General features: G+C 62.3%; 14 protein-coding genes. 2 read left to right on the top strand and 12 right to left on the bottom strand.

Annotation, left to right across the window (positions count from 1 at the left end; all coding sequences use genetic code 11):
• Nucleotides 1-441 precede the first annotated feature (441 nt).
• From CFE47_RS25785 to CFE47_RS25730, 12 genes are all read right to left on the bottom strand, one after another.
• A complete protein-coding gene (locus CFE47_RS25785) occupies nucleotides 442-2,007 on the bottom strand; it encodes an alkaline phosphatase D family protein (protein WP_286841370.1) in 1,566 nt (521 codons plus the stop codon).
• Nucleotides 2,008-2,016: 9 nt separating this feature from the next.
• The gene (locus CFE47_RS25780) at nucleotides 2,017-4,287 is read right to left on the bottom strand and encodes a TonB-dependent receptor (RefSeq protein WP_286841368.1); all 2,271 of its coding nucleotides are present in this window, start codon (nucleotides 4,285-4,287) and stop codon (nucleotides 2,017-2,019) included.
• A gap of 264 nt (nucleotides 4,288-4,551) precedes the next feature.
• Nucleotides 4,552-5,286 (bottom strand): UTRA domain-containing protein, encoded by a 735-nt coding sequence (locus CFE47_RS25775; protein ID WP_286841366.1) that lies wholly within the window; start codon nucleotides 5,284-5,286, stop codon nucleotides 4,552-4,554.
• Nucleotides 5,287-5,367: 81 nt separating this feature from the next.
• A complete protein-coding gene (locus tag CFE47_RS25770; RefSeq protein ID WP_286841364.1) occupies nucleotides 5,368-6,741 on the bottom strand; it encodes an LLM class flavin-dependent oxidoreductase in 1,374 nt (457 codons plus the stop codon).
• A gap of 27 nt (nucleotides 6,742-6,768) precedes the next feature.
• On the bottom strand, nucleotides 6,769-7,599 hold the full coding sequence (locus tag CFE47_RS25765; protein WP_286841362.1) for an amino acid ABC transporter permease: 831 nt from the start codon (nucleotides 7,597-7,599) through the stop codon (nucleotides 6,769-6,771).
• A complete protein-coding gene (locus CFE47_RS25760; protein WP_286841361.1) occupies nucleotides 7,596-8,414 on the bottom strand; it encodes a transporter substrate-binding domain-containing protein in 819 nt (272 codons plus the stop codon). Before CFE47_RS25760 ends, CFE47_RS25765 begins: the two co-directional genes overlap by 4 nt.
• A 63-nt stretch (nucleotides 8,415-8,477) precedes the next feature.
• Nucleotides 8,478-9,071, bottom strand: coding sequence for a nicotinamide riboside transporter PnuC (gene pnuC, locus CFE47_RS25755; RefSeq protein WP_286841359.1), 594 nt, complete (start codon nucleotides 9,069-9,071; stop codon nucleotides 8,478-8,480).
• 16 nt (nucleotides 9,072-9,087) lie between these two features.
• Nucleotides 9,088-9,924, bottom strand: coding sequence for an HAD family acid phosphatase (locus CFE47_RS25750; RefSeq protein ID WP_286841357.1), 837 nt, complete (start codon nucleotides 9,922-9,924; stop codon nucleotides 9,088-9,090).
• Between the two features lie 12 nt (nucleotides 9,925-9,936).
• The gene (locus CFE47_RS25745) at nucleotides 9,937-12,081 is read right to left on the bottom strand and encodes a TonB-dependent siderophore receptor (RefSeq protein ID WP_286841355.1); all 2,145 of its coding nucleotides are present in this window, start codon (nucleotides 12,079-12,081) and stop codon (nucleotides 9,937-9,939) included.
• A gap of 127 nt (nucleotides 12,082-12,208) precedes the next feature.
• A complete protein-coding gene (locus CFE47_RS25740; RefSeq protein ID WP_286841353.1) occupies nucleotides 12,209-13,075 on the bottom strand; it encodes a sulfurtransferase in 867 nt (288 codons plus the stop codon).
• A 2-nt stretch (nucleotides 13,076-13,077) separates the two neighbouring features.
• Nucleotides 13,078-14,181: a phosphotransferase enzyme family protein gene (locus CFE47_RS25735; protein ID WP_286841351.1), complete on the bottom strand. Its 1,104-nt coding sequence runs from the start codon at nucleotides 14,179-14,181 to the stop codon at nucleotides 13,078-13,080.
• Nucleotides 14,178-15,098: an ABC transporter substrate-binding protein gene (locus CFE47_RS25730; RefSeq protein WP_286841349.1), complete on the bottom strand. Its 921-nt coding sequence runs from the start codon at nucleotides 15,096-15,098 to the stop codon at nucleotides 14,178-14,180. Before CFE47_RS25730 ends, CFE47_RS25735 begins: the two co-directional genes overlap by 4 nt.
• A 739-nt stretch (nucleotides 15,099-15,837) precedes the next feature.
• Between CFE47_RS25730 and CFE47_RS25725 the strand changes: the two genes are divergently transcribed.
• Both CFE47_RS25725 and CFE47_RS25720 read left to right on the top strand, forming a co-directional pair.
• Entirely contained in the window at nucleotides 15,838-16,788 is a 951-nt protein-coding gene (locus tag CFE47_RS25725) for a LysR family transcriptional regulator (RefSeq protein WP_286841347.1), read from the top strand.
• Between the two features lie 222 nt (nucleotides 16,789-17,010).
• Nucleotides 17,011-19,509, top strand: a complete 2,499-nt coding sequence (locus CFE47_RS25720; protein ID WP_286841345.1) for a TonB-dependent receptor plug domain-containing protein — start codon at nucleotides 17,011-17,013, stop codon at nucleotides 19,507-19,509.
• The last annotated feature ends 20 nt before the right edge of the window (nucleotides 19,510-19,529 follow it).

The raw sequence follows: 19,529 nt of genomic DNA, 5'->3' as shown, positions 1-19,529 counted from the left end.
GGCTTGCTCGCGAATGCGGTGGATCAGCCAATGAATTTGTTGACTGACACACCGCATTCGCGAGCAAGCCCGCTCCCACATTTGGGTCTTCATTTGTCAGGTAGACAGTGGTCTGCCCTGGCTCTGGCTCTGGCTTTTGATCTGGCTTGTGATCTTGATCTTAGGCGCCCCGTTAAACCACGCTGGCCGAACGCAGGCTTGAATCCGTGGGTAACCCGGCAGGACGCCGGGTTAGCCGCCCCGCGCCATGGATGGCGCGGGGCGGCGGCCCACGGATTCAAGCCTTCGTTCGGGCACACCGAGCCTAGGCGAGGTGCCGAGTGGTGGGGCAAGAGCCCTTTTGGTTACTTTTGGGGCTCTTTTCCAAAGTGACTCGCCGTAAGGGCGAAACCAATATCCGCCATCACCAAAACAACGGATATGTACACTAACCCTGACCCCTCATACCCCGTGCAACCGAGCACTCCCACTCTCCACCACAAACTGCTTCAACGTCGAAACCGTAGCCCGAGGATCCAGCCGATCCGAAATCGCCTGCATCCTCACCTCCAACCTCCCAGGGGTCAGGTCCAACGACAAATACCCCCGCGGCCGACTGTCATAAAACCGAATCTGCGGGTTGGCCGGCAAAATCGACTGCACCGCCTCATAACTCGGTCCATTCGACGTAATCGAGGTACCCACAAACTCCGCCGCCACCAATTTGGAATCCGGATCCTCCGGCCGTTCATACAAATGGTTAGCCCAAAACGAATGGTAATCCCCACTCAACACCACCGGATTAGCCACCCGACTGTCCCGCAAGTTCTCGATCAACCGCCCACGTGCCGCCTGGAAGCCGTCCCAACTGTCGGTCCAGTAACGCGCCCCATCGGTCCCCGGTCGCTCCGCCCGCAACGGCGCCACCAACAGGTCCTGAGCGAGCAGGTTCCAGCGGCTGTCACTGCGGCGCAAACCGTCATACAGCCAGCGCTCCTGCTCAAACCCCAACAGCGTGCGCTTGGGATCGGCGAGGTCCACGCAACTGCTCAACTCCATGTGCCCCTTGCCGAAATTGGGTGCCTGGTAACACGGTTGGCGCGAGCGATACTGGCGGCCATCCAACACCGGGATCGCCGCCAAGTCACCATAGGTAAACCGCCGATAAATCTGCGGGCTGCCATTGCTGCCCAGGGGCGGGCGCCGCAGCGGCATGTTCTCCAGAAACGCCTGGTACGCCGCCGCCCGGCGTTGCTGGAACGCGGCAACGGTTACGCTCGGGTCCATGGACGACACGCCGGAATAGTCGTCCTGTACTTCATGGTCATCCCAGGTGGCAATCCACGGCGCGGCAGCGTGCAGTTGTTGCAGGTCCGGGTCGGTCTTGTGCAGCGCGTAGCGGTAGCGGTAACCGGCCAGGTCCGTGGCCTCGGGTGCGCCGTAGGAGCGGGCCAGGCCCTTTGTTCCTGGGGCGTTGGTGTATTCGTAGATGTAGTCGCCGAGGAACAGCACCAGGTCGGGACGTTCATCGGCCATGTGCCGATACGCACTGAACAGCCCGCGCTCGTAATGGGCGCAGGAGGCAACGCCCAGGCGCAGGTGGTCGACCTTGGCGTTCAGCGCCGGCAAGGTCAGCGCCCGGCCGGTGGGCCCGCGCTCGCCCAGGGCGATAAAGCGGTACCAGTATTCACGGCCCGGTTGCAGCCCGCGCAGTTCCACATGCACCGCGTGGCCGTTGATCGCCAGGGCCTGGGTGCGGCCGCGTTGGGCGATGCGCTGAAATTGCTCATCCAGGCCCACTTCCCAGTCCACCGGGATGCTGGCGGGCAGGGCGTACTCGTTGCCGGGGAACAGCGGCAACGTGCTCAGGCGTGTCCAGATCACAAAACCATCGGGCCAGGGATCGCCACTGGCAACCCCCAGGGTGAAGGGCGTGGCCACGTTGGCCAAGGCGCTGCCGTAGCGCAATAACAAGGGCGCGCCCATCAGCAGGCCCAGCGCCTGGCGGCGGTTCAGGTCGAAAGTCATGACATGTCCCTAGAATTTGTAGCTGGCCTGCACACCCACGGTGCGCGGGTCACCGGGTGTGGCGATTTGCGCGTTGGACAGGAACGAGCCGTGGTACAGGTCGTATTTCTTGTCGAACACGTTGCGTGCCCACAGTGCGCCGGACCAGTTGCTGCCCTTGGGCGTGATGCCCAGGCGCGCATTGGCCAGCCAGTAGGCCTGGGTGGTGGTGCCGTTGCTGCCGGTGATGCGGTCGTGGAACGAGTAGTCGCTCTCGGCGCTGAAGGTAAAGCCGCCCACGTCCCAGACGTATTGCAACTGGCCGCCGTAGCTGATTTTCGGGAAGTTGGTGAGGCTGGAACCGGAGAAGTCGGTGTACACCGGGTAGGCGAACCCGACCGCGCGAGTGGCGGTGCTGTTCAGGCCTTGGTAGTCGACGTACTTGCCTTTCTTGGTGCCGAAGTATTGGCCCAGGGTCAGGCCCGACACCGGCTCCCATTGCAGTTCCAGTTCATAGCCGTAGATCTTCGACTTGGGAATATTCACCAGCCGACCCACATTGCCCACTTGCTGGCTGATCCATACCTGGGACTGGTATTGCTGGTCGCGGTAGTCGTAGTAGAACGCCGAGCCGTTGAAACGCAAGGTATCGCTCAGGTCACTCTTGAAGCCCACTTCATAGGCCAGCAGTTTTTCCGGTTTGACCGGCGCGATCTGCTCCGCGTAGCTGGAGTTGTAGGCGGTAAAGCCCCCGGATTTGATCCCGCGACTGACCGTGGAATACAGCAGGGTGGATGGGGTGAGTTGATACTCCAGGCCGAGTTTCCATGAGGTGGAGTTGCTGTCCAGGTCGCTGTCGGCCGCCGGGAAACTCAGTTGACCGAGGCTGTACACGCCGCTGTTGACCAGGATGCGCTGGGTGGCGAAGTCTTCCAGTTCGCGGTGTTCCTTTTCCTGGCGAATGCCGACGATCAGTTTCAAGTCGTCGGTGAGCCGGTAGTCGCCCTGGGCGAAGGCGCTGTAGGTGTTGGACTTCTGGGTGTAGGAGGTGTAGGTGCCGTAACCCAGGTTGGCGCTGAAGTCCGAGTAGAAGTTTTCGTCCAGGCGGTCTTGGGCGAAGTACAAGCCGGTCTGCCAGTTGAAGCGCTCGTTGTCGTGGGAGGCCAGGCGCAGTTCCTGGGAAAACACTTCGATCTTCGAATCGAAATACTCATCGGATTGCGGGATCACCGAGGCGTCCCAGTCGATGTATTCGCGGCGCCGGAAACGGTCGGACGCGGTGATGCTGGTCACGCTCAAATGGTCATTCAGGTCGAACGTACCGGTGAGTGCGAAGCCGGTGTTGTCGTTGTCGCGATGGGGTTTGTCACCGACGGATAACCCGGTGATTTTGGCAAAGCCCGGGGTGAGGCCCCAACCGGTTTTCTTGCCGTCGTTTTCCGGGCTGATGGCGGAATAGGCAGCGCCGCGGGCGTTGGGCGTCAGGCCTTGGTAGAGGTACGAACCACGGCTGTCGGATTTGTCTTCGCCCGCATGCACGGTGAGGTTGAAGTTGATGTCCGGGGTGGCGTCCCAGTCGAACTGGCCGCGCAGCGAGGTGTTGTCCTTGTCCCCTAGGCTTTGCCCGGTGACGCGGTTTTCCTGCCAGGCGCCGCCTTGCTCGGTGATGAAGGCCAGGCGTGCGCGCAGGGTGTCGGTCAGCGGGCCGGAGAGGAAACCCTCGACGTTGCTGGCGTTGTACGAGCCGTAGCTGGTGGTCAGCCCGCCGTGGAACTCACGGGTGGGTTTGTTGGTGATGAAGTTGATCGCCCCGGCGGTGCTGTTGCGCCCGTACAACGTGCCCTGTGGACCGCGCAAAACTTCGACGCGCTCCAGGTCGAACAGTTGGCCCTGGGTCTGGATCGGGTAGGGCAGCGCCACTTGATCCAGGTACACACCCACGGTGGAGGTGTTGTTGCTGCCGTAATCCTTGAGCCCCACGCCACGTATGCGAAACAGCGGGTTGCCGCCGCCGTACTGCGGCGCAATGTCGAGGTTGGGCACGTAGTTCTGCAGCTCATTGACGTTGGTCACGCCCTTGTTCTGCAAGTCCTGCCCGCTCAGGGCAGTGAGGGCGATGCCCACATCCTGGGCCGATTCTTCGTGCCGCTGGGCGGTCACCGTGACCTGGGGCAGCGCAGTGGTGGTCTGGGTTTCTGCCCCCATGGCATCGCCGGCCAGCAGCGCCATGAGGGGCGCACTGGCAAGCACGAAGGGGCGGGCGGGTTTGGTGTAGCGATGGTTGCGAAGCAGCGAGTGCATGGCAAGGTCCCTTAAGAAATTCCATTCTTGGGCGCGGGGCAGGCGGTATGCCGTCCCATCGCGCAGGGGCCGCTCTTTGAAGAGTAAGCTGGGAGGATTGATAGCAAGCTATATGCCATCATTTTGTCATAATTAACTCATTGAAATTGCTGGAGTATTTTTTGCGTGGTGGCTGGCTGCGTTGTTTATGCAACAGAACGGCGGCAGGTTGTTACGCAAGCAACAGCCGGGTTGCGTGAGCCCAATCACAGCGTAAAGCTGGCCTCACCGCGTTCCCGGATACCGCGTTTCCATCACGATCGACAACGCATCCGGGCGCCAGAATTCCTGGTCGAATTCCACGGCCTGGTTGTCCTCGCCGAAGTTCAAGCGCTCCAGGTACACGCTGGTGGAGCCCGGCGACAGTTGCAGTAACTCGGCTTGTTCTTCGTTCACCGTGCCGATATGCATTTCCAGCTCACACCGCGACTGCACCCGCGCAAAACGCTCGCGCAGCAGTTGGGTCAGCGAGGTATTGAGGTCGGCTTCCAGCAGGCCAGGGCACCAACTGGCGAGCAGCGCGTTGAACTCCAGCAGCACCGGGCGGCGGTCGATCCAGCGGCGGCGTTGCAGGAAGAACACCGGCTCGTCCGCCGAGGCCAGGCCCATGCGCTTGGCCAGCCAGGGGCCGGCGGGGCGCAGTTCGGCGTGCAGGCATTCGGTGCGCGGGGTGCGGCCCTGGGCGCTGACGTAATCCATGAAGCCGCTGATACGCGTGGGGTCGTAGCGAATGCGCTGGGGGCTGACGAACCAGCCCCGGCGGTTTTCGCGGTACACCAGGCCTTCGGCTTCCAGTTGCTGCAACGCTTGGCGCAGGGTGACGCGGGTGCAGCCGAAGCGTTCGATCATGTCCCGTTCGGAGGGGAATTTCTCATCGGCCTGGGGGTTGCCCGCGGCGATGTCATTGGCGATCTGTTCGCGGATGCGCTGGTAGTGCGGGGAAATGGGGTCGAAAGGCATCCTGGGGTTCCGTGTGCAGGCATGACGTGGGGGTGACTCTACCGTTCCTGTTGGCGCAGGTCACCTTCTCCCACGCAGGGGCTATGCAAAGCGGAATGACGCGCCATGGGCCGAGGCAGGCAACCGGTCACTGCCATCGGCGCGCAGGCGCGAGCGCAAGGTGCCGCTTTGCGCCGTGGTGCGGTACAGGCCACGTTTTTGCAGGGCCGGGATCACCAGTTCGACAAAGTCGTTCAAGGAGCCTGGACTGATCAGCGGGTTGAGCATGTAGCCGCTGGTGCCGGAGATGCGGGCGTGCTCCTCGATCTTTTCCGCGATCTGCTCCGGGGTGCCCACCAGGATCAGGTCGCTGCCCCGGGTGACATTGGCGAAGCGCTGGCGCACCTCGCCGGCAGTGAGCGGCTTGCCGCTGCCATCGGGCTTCATGATGTAGGAGGTCATGCCTTCGGTGTGGGTCGACAGCGCCTCGTTGTCGGCATAGCGGTTGATGTCGATACCGGTGTCACCGGCGTAGCTCACCAACTGTGCTTGCAGGTGATAGTTGCTTTGCAGGGTGTCGTATTTTTTCTGCGCCTCGATGGCCGTAGGAGCAGTGACGATGCGCAACACGGTCAGCGATTTCACGTCGGCCGCCTGACGGCCTCGGGCCTCGGCCTGGCGCCAGATATCTTCCAGGCCCTGGCGGATTTCCAGCGGGTTGGACTTGGCGATAAACACCAACTCCGCGTGCTTGGCGGCGAATTGCCGACCACGCCCCGACCAACCGGCCTGGATCAGCAACGGCGTGCGTTGCGGCGACGGCGACGTGAGGTGCGGCCCGGCCACCCGGTAATGTTCACCGGCATGCTGGATAGGCCGCACGCGCGCGCCATCGGCGTAGGTGTGCGCGAGCTTGTCGGCGATCACCGCGTCATCGGCCCAGCTGCCTTCCCAGAGCTTGTACACCACGTCGAGAAACTCTTCGGCGCGCTCATAACGGTCGTCGTGCTTGATCATCTGCTCCAGGCCGAAATTGCGCGCAGCACTGGACAGGTACGAGGTGACGATGTTCCAGCCGATGCGCCCGTCCGACAGGTGATCGAGGGTGCTGAAACGCCGGGCGTGGGTGAACGGGTGCTCGTAAGTGGTGGTGACGGTGACGCCAAACGTGAGTTTTTCGGTGAGGGCCACCAGTGCCGGAATAATCGTCAGCGGGTCATTGGCCGGGGCTTCCACCGCCCATTTCAACGCCATGGCTTCGGAGCCGCCGAACACATCGTAAAAGCCCAGCACGTCGCCGAAGAACATCAGGTCGAGATTGGCTTCATCTGCCGTGCGGGCCAGGTTCGACCAGTATTTGAGGGTATTGATGCCCAGCCGCTCATCCGCCGGGTGGGTCCACAGGCTGGGCGCGCCGCCGCAGCCGACGCTGGCTTGTTCATAAAGGCCGAATAACAACGGGGTGGGATCGGACATGGTGCTTCCTGCAGGTAAAGAGTAGGGCTAGCGCCCGTGGAGATAAGCCTTGCCGTAGTGCCGTTCCAGCCGGGCCTGGATCAGTTCCAGGCCGATCGACAGCAACCAGTAGATGACGGCAGCGGTGGTGAGCATTTCGATATAGCGGTAAGACGAGCGGCCATAGGATTGCGCCAAAAACATCACTTCCCACACACCCATCACCGACACCAGGGAAGAGTCCTTGAGCATCGAGATGAACTGGCTGGTGGTGGGCGGGATGATGGTGCGCATGGCCTGGGGCAGGACGATCTGCCAGAAGGTTACCGCCCGGGCCATGCCGAGAGCGGCGGCTGCGTTACGTTGGCCCTGGGACACACCCAGAATGCCAGCGCGAAAGATCTCGCTCAGATACGCGCCGTAGTTCAACGACAACGCGATGATCCCGGCACTGATGGCGCCCGGCACCACCCCCAATTGAGGCAGGCCCAGGTAGATCAGCAAGATCTGGATCAGCAGTGGCGTGCCGCGAAAAAACGAGGCGTAGAAGCTGGCGATACCGAACGCCACCGCGCTGCTCGACAACCGCGCCAGGGCGGTGGCAAAACCCAGCGCCACCGACAGCCAGATCGAGCAGAAGCACAGGAACAGCGTCAGCGCCGCGCCTTGCAGAAAACCCTGGGGCGACAGGTGCAGCCCCACCAGGTTTTGCCACTTGGCGGCGACGATGGCGAACTGCAGGTCGAAGCTCATGAACAGGCCGGCGAACAGGCACAGCATCACGCCCCAGGTCAGCCACAGGCGTACTTTGAACGACAGCAGCGTGCGCTTGACCGGTGGTGGTTTCACAACGGCGGGTGGGGTCGGGAAAACACTCATTGGGTAATGTCTGAGCCGATCCATTTCTGGGAGATCTTCGCCAGCGTGCCGTCGCTTTTCAGCTCGGCGAGAATCTGGGTCAGCTTGGCATCCCACGCCGGATCGCCTTTCTCGGTGGCCACCACATTGGGCTCGGCGTACAGCACGTCACCGGTGATCTTGAAGCGCGGGTCGTGGTCAATGCGTTCCTTGGCGGTGACCAGGTTGGTGACCATGGCATCCAGGCGTTTGCCGGTGCCCAGGGCCAGGTCCTGGAAGGCGATGATCTCGTTGTCGTAGGGCACGGCCTGAACGGCCTTGAACGGGTAGTCGATGGGCTTGCTGGCGCCTTCGATCACCAGGTCCTTGGCCAGGTAGGCTTCGTAGGTGGATGCACTGCCTACACCGACTTTTTTACCGGTCAGGTCGGCCGCCGACTGGATGCTGTTGTCGGTTGCATTGACCACCACCACGGCAGGCGAGGCGTAGTATTCGACCGGGAAATTGAACACCTGGCCGCGCGCTGCGCTAGGCGTCATGGAGCAGATGCACACGTCGTAACGGCCACTCCAACGGCCGGCGGCGATGACTTCCCAGGAGGGAGTTTCCAGTTTGAGTTTCACGCCGAGTTTGTCGGCCACGGCCTTGGTGACATCCACGTCAAAACCGTCCAGCTGGTTCTGTTCGTTGAGGAAGGAGAACGGTGGGTAGTTCTCCATCAACACGCCGACCAACTGCTTGGATTGTGTGATGCGGTCCAGGGTTTGCCCGGCGAACACGGCCGGGCTGGCCAGGAGAAGGGTGACGCTGAGGGCGGCGGCAGTGCGTAAGTTCATAAAAAGCATCCAAGCGAGTTTTTTTATATTTAAACGCGATAGATGCCCTAATGTTTAATGATATTAAACGCTGTAAACCGACGCTTTGGTTATATGTTCCTGTTGGTGCAAATCCCGTTGCCAGGCGCGCAAACCATAGGCCGCCAGCACCACGAATCCGGCGTACAGCGCGGCGGTCAGCTGCAGGTCTTTGTACAGGAACAGGCCCACATACGCCGCGTCCAGCACGATCCACAACCACCAGCTGACCACGTATTTACGCGCAGCCCACAGGCTGGCGACCAGGCTGAACGCGGTGAGCAACGAGTCCAGCCACGGTAGTGCCGCGTCGGTGAAATGGTGCATCACCGCCCCCAGCACCACGGCGCCGATCAACCCTGCGAGCAAGTGACGCCAGGCCTCTTGCAGCGGCAGGCGTTCCACCCGTACTTTGCCGGCCTCCACGCGCCCGGTGCTCCAGCGCCACCAGCCGTAGCCCTGCAGCGCGGCGAAGACCAGTTGCAGGAGCATGTCCGAATACAGCTTTACGTCGAAGAAGATCCAGGCATACAGCAACACCGCAACCACGCTGACCGGCCAGCACCAGCGCACGCGTTGCGCGGTGAGCCAGACCCCGGCGATGTTGAAGAACACGGCGACAATTTCCAGTGGCGACATAGGGTTCTCTCAAGAACTAGTTTTCCAGGTGCAGCGCCTGTTGCTTGAGCTGGCGCTTGCGTTCGAAGGGCAGTTTTTCCTGGTCGCCATAGGGCGCGCTGTACCAGTTGCCGTAGGTCGGGTTGGGCAGCACGAACCAGCGTTGGCCGAGCCAGGCCAGGTACGGCGCGGCCGCCTTGCGTTGGTCGGCCAGGGTGTTGTGTTCGGCTTGTACGAAGTCTCCCAGCGAGTCACCCGCCAGCATCAGCACGCGGGCATGGCTGGCGACCCATTGGCGGCGGCAGTTCTTGCCGTAGCCGGCCTGTTCGCAGTGCCCTGTCGGGGTGCCGGCGGCCAGCACTTGTTCGTTGTGCGCCACCGGAAAACCGCGCAGGCGCAGATTGTTGACGGTGGCCTGGACCTGGCTGTGTTCGCGGTTGGTGATGTAGTAGACGGTGATGCCTTTTTTGTCAGCCGCTTGCAGAAAACTCACGGCGCCGGGCAGTGCCTGTGCCTTGGCCTGGTCGACCCAGGTGTTCCAGCGGTCGTAGGAATAGACCTGGTTGCTGAGGATGTCCCGCGCATTCAGCGGCACGTTGTCCAGCACGGTTTCGTCGATATCCACCACCACCGCCGGCGGCAGGCCGGCGAGGTTGCGCGGCGGCAACGGCAGGGCGTCCCAGGTCGGGTCGGCCAAGGCGGCATCCAGCTGGCGCGTGGCACTGGCGAAGACTTGTGTGTAGATCAGCTCGTGCTCGATGGAGGTCTGCGTCCACAGCACCGCGTCCAATTGGTCGTTGGCGGGCGGTTGCTGCTGGCAGCCCACCAGGGCGGTGGAGAGCAGGCACACACTGGAGAAAATCAGATTACGCATGAACGGTCAGCCTCAAAAATTGACGGTGGCGGACAACCGCGCCGTGCGCGGCGCACCCAGGAACAGGTAGCCGTCGCCTGCGGATTCACCCACATCGCGCCAGTAACGTTTGTCGAACAGGTTGTCGACGGTCAGGCGCAGCACAGTAGCGTAATCACCGACCTTGGTGGTGTAGCGGCCACCCACATCGAACACCGCATAGTCATCCACTTTCACCGTGGCTTCACGGTTGGCGTATTTGCTTGCGCTGTATTGCACGCCGCCGAGCAGGGCCAAACCGGGTACGCCTGGGATGCTGTAGTCGCCATGCAAACTGGCGCGCAGCTTGGGCACGTTGATTGCCTGGTGGCCGTCGTAGTCGTCGGTGCCGCTGTCACTCACCCGTGCCCGAATGGCCGCGACGCTGGCCGAGACTTGCAGGTCGGAGGTCACGCGGCCGTTGGCGGACAACTCGATCCCCACGTTCTTCTGCTTGCCTTGTTGCACGAAGGTAGTCGTGCCGTCGTCATTCGGGCGGTTGTATTGCAGGTCCTCGGTGATCTGGAACAGTGCAGCGGTCAGGCTCAGACGCTGGAAGTCGCGCTTGATGCCCACTTCCAGTTGGCGCGAGGTGGTCGGCGGCAATACTTCGTCGGCGTTGCTGCTGAACCATGCGGCTTCGCCACCCAGCGACAGGCCCTTGCTGTAGCTGGCATACAACGAGGTGTCGGGACGCGGTTTGTAGATCAACGCCACCTGGGGCAGGAACACACTGCGTTGGGTGTGACGCGTGGTGTCGCCGGCCTGGTTGTAGGTCTCTTCATCCAGGCGTACCTGGCGCCCGCCGAGGATGGTTTGCCATTGCTCGTTGAAACTGATGCGGTCGCTGGCGAACAGGCCGTACTGGCGGCTGTCGAGGCGGCGGTAGGTGTGGCCCAGCGGGCCGTCGTAGGGTTCCAGCACCGGTGACGGCTGGTAGATATTGCCCTCGCCTATGTACTCATTGACCGATTTGCGCCGGTCCACCAGGCGCCGGAACGCAGTGGTGCCGAAGGTCAGGTCATGCTTGAGGAAACCGGTATCGAACTGGCCATTGAGCGCGGCCTGGGCTTCTTCGTTGCTGCGGGTGTCGTCGGGGCTGCGGTAGTCGGAGATGTCGTAGTCACCTTCGGCGCTGAAGTGGTTGGGCACCGCCGTATTTGCGCAACTGGCGGCGCCATAGCAACCCCAGGCGAAGGTGCTGTAGTCGTCGATGACCACGCGGCTGCGGGAGGCGCTGAAGCTGGCTTTCCAGGCGTCGTTGAAGCGGTATTCGAACAGGCCGTCAAGGTTCAGGGAGCGGATGCCTACCGGGTTCGACCAACTCTGGTAGGCCAATAGATCCTTGGGCGAAACGTGGTGGGGCACTTCGGTACCGCCCAGCAGTTGGTAGCCCGGCACCGAGCGTTGCTCGCGGTCCTGGTATTCGGCGTTGAGTTGCAGGAGGGCGTTGGGGCTGATGTTCCAATCCAGCGCCAGGGAAGCGAAATCGCGCTTGCCGTCGGCGTGGTCGACATAGGAGCGGATGTCTTCGTGGGCCAGGTTGATGCGCACGCCGACTTGTTGTTCGGTGCCCAGCCAACCGCCGATATCAGTGGCCAAATAGCGTTCGCCGTGTTCGTTGGTGGACACGGTCACCGAGCGCACATTCTCCGGGCGCTTGCTCACGTAGTTGACCAGCCCACCGGGTTCGGAGACGCCGCTCTGCAAGCCGGCCAGGCCCTTGAGCACTTCCACTTGCTGCTTGTTTTCCAGCGCCACGTTCTGCTCGCCGGTGATGGTGCGGCCATTGATCTTGTAGCTGCTGGCCGGGTTGAGGGCGAAGCCGCGGATCACGAAATTCTCGTAGTAGCCGACCGGGGCGTAGCTGTCGCCCACCGAGGCGTCGTTTTTCAAGACTTCGCTGAGCAGGCGTGCCTGTTGGTCTTTGAGGCGCGCTTCGGTGATCACCGCGACGGAAGCCGGGGTATCCAGCAGCGGCGCATTGTCGAAGCCGGCCACCGCGGCTTTTTTGGCCTGGTAGTCAGTGCTTTCCTGGCCAAGGACGGTGACGGTGTCCAGGGTTGCATCCTGGGCATGGGCCGCAGCGGCGAAGGTGATGCTCAAGGCGAGCAGGGTGTGGCGATAGGGTGTAGCCATGTAAAGAGCGCTCCAAGGGCATGACCGTCGTTGCCGTACGCTTTTATCGGGCACAAAGGGGCCCAGCGCTGCGCAACGGACGGGTTGCCAGTTCGTGATGAAAAAGCCGAGTTCGCCAGAAGTGGCGTCAGGCCGGAGCTGCTCCGGTAGTCATTGGTAAGCGTGCGTCGGCGGCCCATTCCTGTAGGGAGCCGTCGTAGATTGCGATGTCCTGGCGACCCAGGAGGGTCAGGGCCAACGCGTTGGCAGCGGCGGAGATACCGCCGCCGCAATACAGAATCAGAGGGCCTTCGCTGTGCAGCAGCGTGGGGCCGATCGCCAGGGCCAGGGCATCCTTTGGCAGGTAGCGGCCGTGGGCGTCGAACAACTCGCGGGCCGGCAGGTTTTGGCTGCCGGGGATGTGCCCGCGTCGGGCGTAGCGGGTGGGCGCGGTGCCTTCGAACAGCGCCGCGCCAAGGGCACAGATCAGCAGGCCGGGTGCGTGACCGTCGACGATTGCTTCGACGCCACTGCGGTCAATCCACAGCCCGGCACGCGGGTTGATTGCCCAGGGTTGCACGGGCGTGGCCGGTTCGGCGCGGCCGTTGTGTTCCGGCAAACCGGCGGCGCGCCAAGCGTTGAACCCGCCATCGAGTACCTGGGCGTCGATGCCTGCGCCGCGCAGCATCCACCACAGGCGAGCGGCCCAGAAGCCATCGGCGCGGTCGTAGATAACCAGGGTTTTCCCTTGGCCGGCGCCGAGCTTGGCCAAACTGTTTACCAGCGCTTCAGGCGTTGGCAGGGCGAAGCTGAAACTGGCTTGGGTGTCCGCCAAGTCAGTCAATAAATCTGCGTGTCGAGCGCCTGGAATATGCGCCTGCAACCAGCCGTCTTCTCCGCTTTGGACGCGGTAATCGCCATCGAACGCCGGCGACGGCAACACCACCGTGGCATCCAGTATCACCAGCGTGGGATCAGCCCGGTGCGCGTGCAGCCACTGAGTATCGACCAGCATGCTCATACGCTTTTACGCCGGATATGGCCAAGCAACCGTTGCCCCTCGGCGCCAGCGAACCAGCGCAGATGGCCGAGCAGGTAGGCGTAATAGGCGATATCGGCGCTGGCGGTGGAGCCCACCACGTCCTGGTAATACGCCACCTCGGACAGGGCGAAATCTACGTGCACCAGCGGCAACAGGGCGCTGAGGGTGAGCAGGTCGCGGGTGCTCAATGGGCGTACTTGGTGATACCCGGCGAGCAGGGCATCTACGCTGTCGAGATCGGCGCGTGCTACGCCACCCGTATCAAGGTCCAGCCAGGGCACGGCGTTGCGTTCGATGGCAGTGGCCAGGTCGAAGAGCGCGAAGGTGCGGTCGGCCAGGCCAAAATCCAGCACGCTGGAAACGCTGCCGTCGGCGTTCCACAGCAGGTTGGAGGCGTGCCAGTCGTTGTGGGTCCACAGCGGTGGTTGTTCACGTAACAGCGGATGCAGTTCTGCGTGCCACGGCAACAGCAACTCGCCGAGTTGAGTGCGCCACTCCTTGTCGGCGAGGTAGGGACTGCTGATGCCTTCCAGCGGGTTTGATTGTTCAATCAACTGTGCGTTGGCCAGCAGCACCTGGGTCTGGCGTTGAGGGGCGTCGTAGTGTTCGGCGGCCTGGTGCAAACGGGCCAACGCCTGGCCTGCGGCGAGCGCATGCCGGGTGTTTTGAAACGGTGACCACGACAACGCATCGCGGTACAGGTCCAGGCCCTCGGCAACGTGGTGCACTTCATACGTCCACTCACCTTGCCCCGTCGCCGTGGCGCCATGCCGGTTCGATACCACTGCCGCCACCGGCGCGCCCTGGCGATGTAGATGGGCGATCAGGCGATGCTCTTCTTCCAGCCACGCGGCTTGGCGCACCTGTTGGTGATGGCGTTTGACGAACAGCGTGCCAGCGCCGGTGGTGATCAACCCCGCCGCGGAAAACGGCCGTGGGCTGTGCCAATGCAGGCTGTGTAAGGGGCCCAGTTGGGGGTAGTCAACCAGCAACTGCTCGATGTCGGCTTCGTGCAGGGCCGGCCAGTCGGCGGCGACCGGCTCCAACCCCAGGCCGTGGGCGGTGCGTTGGGGGTTCATGCGCTCACCTCAGGCAGGTAGGCGTTGCTGGTTGCGCCTTGCCAGACCTGCGGATTGTCGAGCACGGCATGCTCGTGCAGCCACTCGGCGTAGGTTTGCAGCAACGCCTGGCGTTGCTCACCCCAGCGGCCTCTGTGCAGCCAGGTCGGGGCGATTTTATGCAGCGAGGCGTTCAACAGTTCAGCGGGGAAATACGGTGTGGTGTGTTCGTAGGCGGTGAGTGCGATTGACGGATCTTGCGCCACGGCCAAGTAGCCTTTTGCGGTGGCGGCGAGGAAATCACGCACCAGGTCGGGCTTGTCGGCCAGGGTGCGTTCATGGGCGCCGAGCAGGTAGCTGTGATAGGCCGGTGCGCCGATGTCATCCACCGGCAACACGACGCGACGCTCGGCGTCGATGGGGCTGTGCATCAGCGCTTCCCAGGCCCAGTAGCCGCCGAAGCTGGCGTCGGCAATGCCCTCGGCGAGTTGCTCGGGCCGCAGTTCGCGCACGCCGCTGTCGACCAGGATCACGCCGTCCGGATCACCGCCATCGCGGCTGACCAGATGACGCACCATGGCCAGGCCGCGTGGCGTCGGGTTGAGCGCCAGGCGCTTGCCCACCAGGTCGCGGGGGCGGCGGATGCCGGAATCGGTGAGGGTCTGGATCGACTCCAGGCCAGCATGGTTGATGGCGGCGATGCCTTGCAGCGCCTGGCCCAGGCCACGGCGTACGAGAAGGCGGTTGCTGGGGAAGATGCCGAAGTCTGCGGCGCCGGTCAGCAGGTGCTGCAGGGTGTCGCCGTGGTAGGGGTCGTGGACGACCAGTTCTACATCCAGGCCGAGTTCTTCGTACCAGCCGCGTTCGCGTGCCAGGTACAGACCGGCCGAGTTTGGCCAGGGGTGGAAGTACTCCAGCATTACCTTTACCGACACCATCGTTTGCTACTCCAGCGCAACGTTCTTTGATGGGGGCGATTTATAAGGGAGTGATCTGGTATATACCAATATCGGTTGGTGCTATGGATATAACTAGGTGGGGCTTTGGGTACATATCCGTTGTTTGGGTGATGGCTGAAAGTGGTTCCGCCCTTACGGCGGGTCACTTTGGAAAAGCCCCAAAGTAACCAAAGGGCTCTTGCCCCAACACTCGGCACCTCGCCTAGGCTCGGTGTGCCCTCACTCCGGCTTTGGAGCGTGGGCCGCCGCGATGGGCCATCCTTGGCCCAGCGCGGCTAACCCGGCGTCCTGCCGGGTTACCCACGCTCCAAAGCCTGCGTTCGGCCAGCGTGTTTGACGGGGCGCCTCTAGATCAAAAGCAAGAGCGCGGCGGCCTTAGAGCCGACCGGTTTTTTGTGCCGATCGCGGTTCAACTGTGGGAGCTGGCTTGTCGGATCGCCGCACCGCTGCGATGCAGGCAACTCGGTACATCAGGCATACCCAGTTGATGCCATCGCAGGCAAGCCCGCTCCCACATTTGGATCTCCATGTATCAGGCAGACAGCGGTCTGCTCTGGCTCTGTTTTTGATCTTGATCTTAGGCGCCCTGTTAAACCACGCTGGCCGAACGCAGGCTTGAATCCGTGGCTAACCCAACCAACGGATATGCCCCCATACAGACCGATCAACCCCCGCTGTGTACACTCCACCGCCATCATTCACTTCAAAGGAGAGTCCGGTGGACCTACGCCAGTTGGAAGCATTCGCCGCCGTTATGTCGGCAGGCAGTGTCACCGGAGCCGGGCAGATGCTCGGTCGCTCACAACCCACCGTGACGCGCCTGATCCAGGAGCTTGAGCAAGAACTGGGCTTCGCCTTGTTCGAACGCAGCGGCCCCAAAGTCACCCCCACGCAAAAAGCCTTCAAGCTCTCGGCCGAAGTCGACAGTGCCTTGCAAGGGGTTCGCCACGTTCAGCAGCGCGCCTTGAACATCGCCCGCGACGAAAACCTCAGCCTGCGCGTGGTCGCTACTCCCGCCCTGGCTGCCGGCTTGCTACCCCCGGCAATTGCACGTTTGCCGGCGCAACTGCGCCCGCAGCAATTGCAGATCCAGAGCCTCACCCCCGAAGGCGTGGTGCAGGCCGTGCTGGCGAAGACCGTCGACCTCGGCGTGGTCAGCCTGCCGTTGGAGCACCGCGGCCTGGAGGTGCATTGGATCGGCGAGGCGTCTTGCGTTGCGGTACTGGCGCACGACTCACCCTTGGCGAGCGAGTCGGTGCTGAGCATGGAGACGCTGGCGCAGCACACGCTGATCAGTATTTCCAACCCGTTCCGTTTTCGCCGTCGCATCAACAAGGCTTTTGAAAACATGGGTGCCGAGCCCCAGCACATCCTCGAAACCAACACTTCGCTGACCGCCATGCAAATGGCCCGCGCCGGTCTTGGGGTAGCGTTGGTGGACCCGTTCACCGCATTCGGCGTGCCGCTCAATGGCGTGGTCGTGCGGCCGATTGAAAGCACCATCCCGTTTTTCTTCGGCCTGATTTCAGCGTTTGCCAGCCCGTTGTCGGACGTGGCCAGTGCGTTGATCGACACCCTGCAAGCCTCGTCCCAGGAGTTGCTGCCGGGCATGATCATCCACCCGGCCAACCGTCATGACGCCTTGATGCAGCGCATCTACGCCAGCTGACCCTTATATAAATTTTGGAATATGCATAGCTCTATTAATTAGTAGATGGAATAAGTGATGCCCTTTAGTATTCATTTACCGCATTCAGTGCGCTAATGAATAACGAAAACGAATAGATGGCTGTTCACCCAGTCACCTTGCTTCGCGGACATCCAGCCGACCTCGGCAAATCGCCGCACGACCAGCAACACCCTTTTTGGCGATTTCCCGGGGAGTACCCAGATGCAAAGCAGCTTTTCTTCGACTGCATTATTTTCACCGGCAGCCTTTGCGCTGACCGGCCTGTGCCTGGCGTCCGCGCCGTTGATGGCAGAGGAAGACCAAGACTCCGAACGCAAGAAAGCCGAGCCGGTGATGCAGACCGTGGTCTCGGTCGGTAACCGTGGCAACCAGCGCACCGTGGCGCAAAGCGCCGTGCCGATTGATGTGATCGGTGGCGATGACCTGCAAAAGCAGGGCGGTAGCACGGCGCTGCGGGATGCCCTTGAGCATCTGCTGCCCTCCTTCAACGTGGCCAAGGTCACCGGCGGCGCCTACAGCAACGTGGCGCGGGCAGCCGGTTTGCGTGGCCTCGGCGGTGGCTATGTGTTGGTGTTGGTCAATGGCAAGCGTCGCCATGGCGGCTCGGTGGCCTCGGAAAACTCGGTACTGGTGGAAGGCTGGAACCCGGCTGACCTGGACCTGATTCCCATCAGCGCCATCGACCGCGTTGAAGTATTGCGTGACGGCGCCGCTGCCCAATACGGTTCGGATGCGATTGCCGGGGTGATCAATATCATCCTCAAGTCCGACAGCAGCGGCGGCAGTTCCAGCACCATGGCCGGGCGCAGATCGCATTACGCCAGTGGCGTCGGCTCCAATGGCGAGACGTACCAGCAAACGCTCAATTACGGCCTGCCGCTGCCCAACGACGGTTTCTTCAACTTCGCCCTCGACGCCAAGAAGCAGGACAGCACCAAGCGTTCCGGCGTGGCCACCGGCGCGTTCTACTACCCGGTCAACGGCCAACCCGACCCGCGTGAGAACACCGTGGAAAAACGCAGCTTCGGTGGCGGCCTGCCTGAGATCAAGCAGATCAACGTGTCGTATAACGCTGAGTTGCCGCTCAATGATGCGACCTCGTTGTACTCGTTCAGCACCTTGGGCAAGCAGGATGCGTTGGTCTCCATCGGTTTCCGTCGACCCAACTCCAACACCATCATCAACGAGTTGTACCCGGACGGTATCGCCCCGGATTTCACCTTTGAAAGTCTCGACTACCAGAGCACGTTCGGTGCTCGTGGCGATGACCTGGCCGGCTGGGGCTGGGACCTCAGCACCTCCTATGGCGCCAACCGCCAGAAGCAGATGACCGAGAACAACCTCAACCCGTCCCTCGGCACCGCAAGCCCCACCGATTTCACCTTGCAGACCAACACGTTTACCCAGTGGACCACCAACCTGGACCTCAACCGCAAGCTCGATATCGGCACGCGCAACCCGCTGAACTTCGCCACCGGCCTTGAGTACCGTTTCGAGCAGTACCGCACCGAATCCGGTGATGCGGACTCCTACCGTAACGGCAACTATCGCTACCCGGTCGGCCACCCGCGCGCAGGCCAGTTGGCCGCCATTGGCGCCTTGGGCAACTACCTGTTGCTACCGGAAGACGAAGTGAATTTGCGCCGCAGCGACTCGGCGGCGTATGTCGACCTGGGCCTGGACGTCACTGATAAATGGTTCGTCGGCGCTGCCGGGCGTTTCGAACACTACACCGACAGCTCGGGCAATACCTGGACCGGCAAGCTCTCGACCCGCTATGCCTTCACGCCGGAAATCGCCGCACGCGGGGCCCTCAGCACCGGCTTCGTGGCACCGTCGATGGTGCAACAGGGCTACGCCAAGACCGGCTTGGGCCGCCGCACCGTGGGCAACACCACCCAGGACATCATGATCAAACGCGTGCAGACCACCTCGGCGATTGGCAAGGCGTTGGGCGCCGAAGACCTGGAACCCGTGAAGTCGCAAAGCGTGTCCGCCGGCCTGACGTGGACGCCGGTCAAAGAATTGAACGTGGCACTGGACGCTTACGTGATCGACCTGCAGGACCGTATCGCGCTGATCAGCCCGCTGTCGGGCGCCGCCGTCGACCGGATCCTTGCCGCCAATGGTTTTTCCCATGTACAGCAAGTGCAGTACTACGCGAATGCCTTCGACACCCGCACCAAGGGCCTCGACCTGGTGGCCGATTACACCCAGTACCTGGACCGCTTCGGTCGCCTGCGCTGGAACGTCGGCGCCAACTGGAACAAGGCGACCATCACTGACCTCAAGGCCAACCCATCGCAGCTGCAAAGCCTTGGCCTGCAACGTTTCGAACGCACCGAACTGGGCGGCATCACCGACCTGACCCCCAAGAGCAAGTACATCGTTGGCCTTAACTGGCAGGTCAACGATTGGGACGTGGGCGTGCGCACCACCCGCTACGGCAAGGTCAAGCGGCTGGGCAGCGGCACCACCGGCGTGGATGAAACGTTCAGCGCCAAGTGGATCACCGATGTCGACGTGACCTATGCCCTGACCGACAACGTGCGGGTCTCCCTGGGCGCCGACAACCTGTTCAACATTTACCCCGACAAGCACACCGTGACCGATGTCTCCGGCGGTTCCTACTACTCGTCGATCTCGCCATTCGGTTCTTACGGGGCGTTCTACTACAGCCGCCTGAACATCGACTTTTAACCCTTGCGGGCCGCGAGCCC

Origin of the sequence: Pseudomonas sp. PGPPP1 (assembly GCF_002255865.1) — a bacterium.
In the GTDB taxonomy this organism is placed as follows: Bacteria; Pseudomonadota; Gammaproteobacteria; order Pseudomonadales; family Pseudomonadaceae; genus Aquipseudomonas; species Aquipseudomonas cremoris.
The sequence above is the reverse complement of the archived record's forward strand: the minus strand, read 5'-3'. Positions and strand labels throughout refer to the sequence as shown.

Coding starts and splice junctions, on each gene's coding strand:
- CFE47_RS25765 (WP_286841362.1), bottom strand. CDS start 7,599: ATGAGTGTTTTCCCGACCCCACCCGCCGTTGTGAAACCACCACCGGTC.
- CFE47_RS25775 (WP_286841366.1), bottom strand. CDS start 5,286: ATGCCTTTCGACCCCATTTCCCCGCACTACCAGCGCATCCGCGAACAG.
- CFE47_RS25720 (WP_286841345.1), top strand. CDS start 17,011: ATGCAAAGCAGCTTTTCTTCGACTGCATTATTTTCACCGGCAGCCTTT.
- CFE47_RS25770 (WP_286841364.1), bottom strand. CDS start 6,741: ATGTCCGATCCCACCCCGTTGTTATTCGGCCTTTATGAACAAGCCAGC.
- CFE47_RS25730 (WP_286841349.1), bottom strand. CDS start 15,098: ATGGTGTCGGTAAAGGTAATGCTGGAGTACTTCCACCCCTGGCCAAAC.
- CFE47_RS25785 (WP_286841370.1), bottom strand. CDS start 2,007: ATGACTTTCGACCTGAACCGCCGCCAGGCGCTGGGCCTGCTGATGGGC.
- CFE47_RS25735 (WP_286841351.1), bottom strand. CDS start 14,181: ATGAACCCCCAACGCACCGCCCACGGCCTGGGGTTGGAGCCGGTCGCC.
- CFE47_RS25760 (WP_286841361.1), bottom strand. CDS start 8,414: ATGAACTTACGCACTGCCGCCGCCCTCAGCGTCACCCTTCTCCTGGCC.
- pnuC (WP_286841359.1), bottom strand. CDS start 9,071: ATGTCGCCACTGGAAATTGTCGCCGTGTTCTTCAACATCGCCGGGGTC.
- CFE47_RS25750 (WP_286841357.1), bottom strand. CDS start 9,924: ATGCGTAATCTGATTTTCTCCAGTGTGTGCCTGCTCTCCACCGCCCTG.
- CFE47_RS25745 (WP_286841355.1), bottom strand. CDS start 12,081: ATGGCTACACCCTATCGCCACACCCTGCTCGCCTTGAGCATCACCTTC.
- CFE47_RS25780 (WP_286841368.1), bottom strand. CDS start 4,287: ATGCACTCGCTGCTTCGCAACCATCGCTACACCAAACCCGCCCGCCCC.
- CFE47_RS25740 (WP_286841353.1), bottom strand. CDS start 13,075: ATGCTGGTCGATACTCAGTGGCTGCACGCGCACCGGGCTGATCCCACG.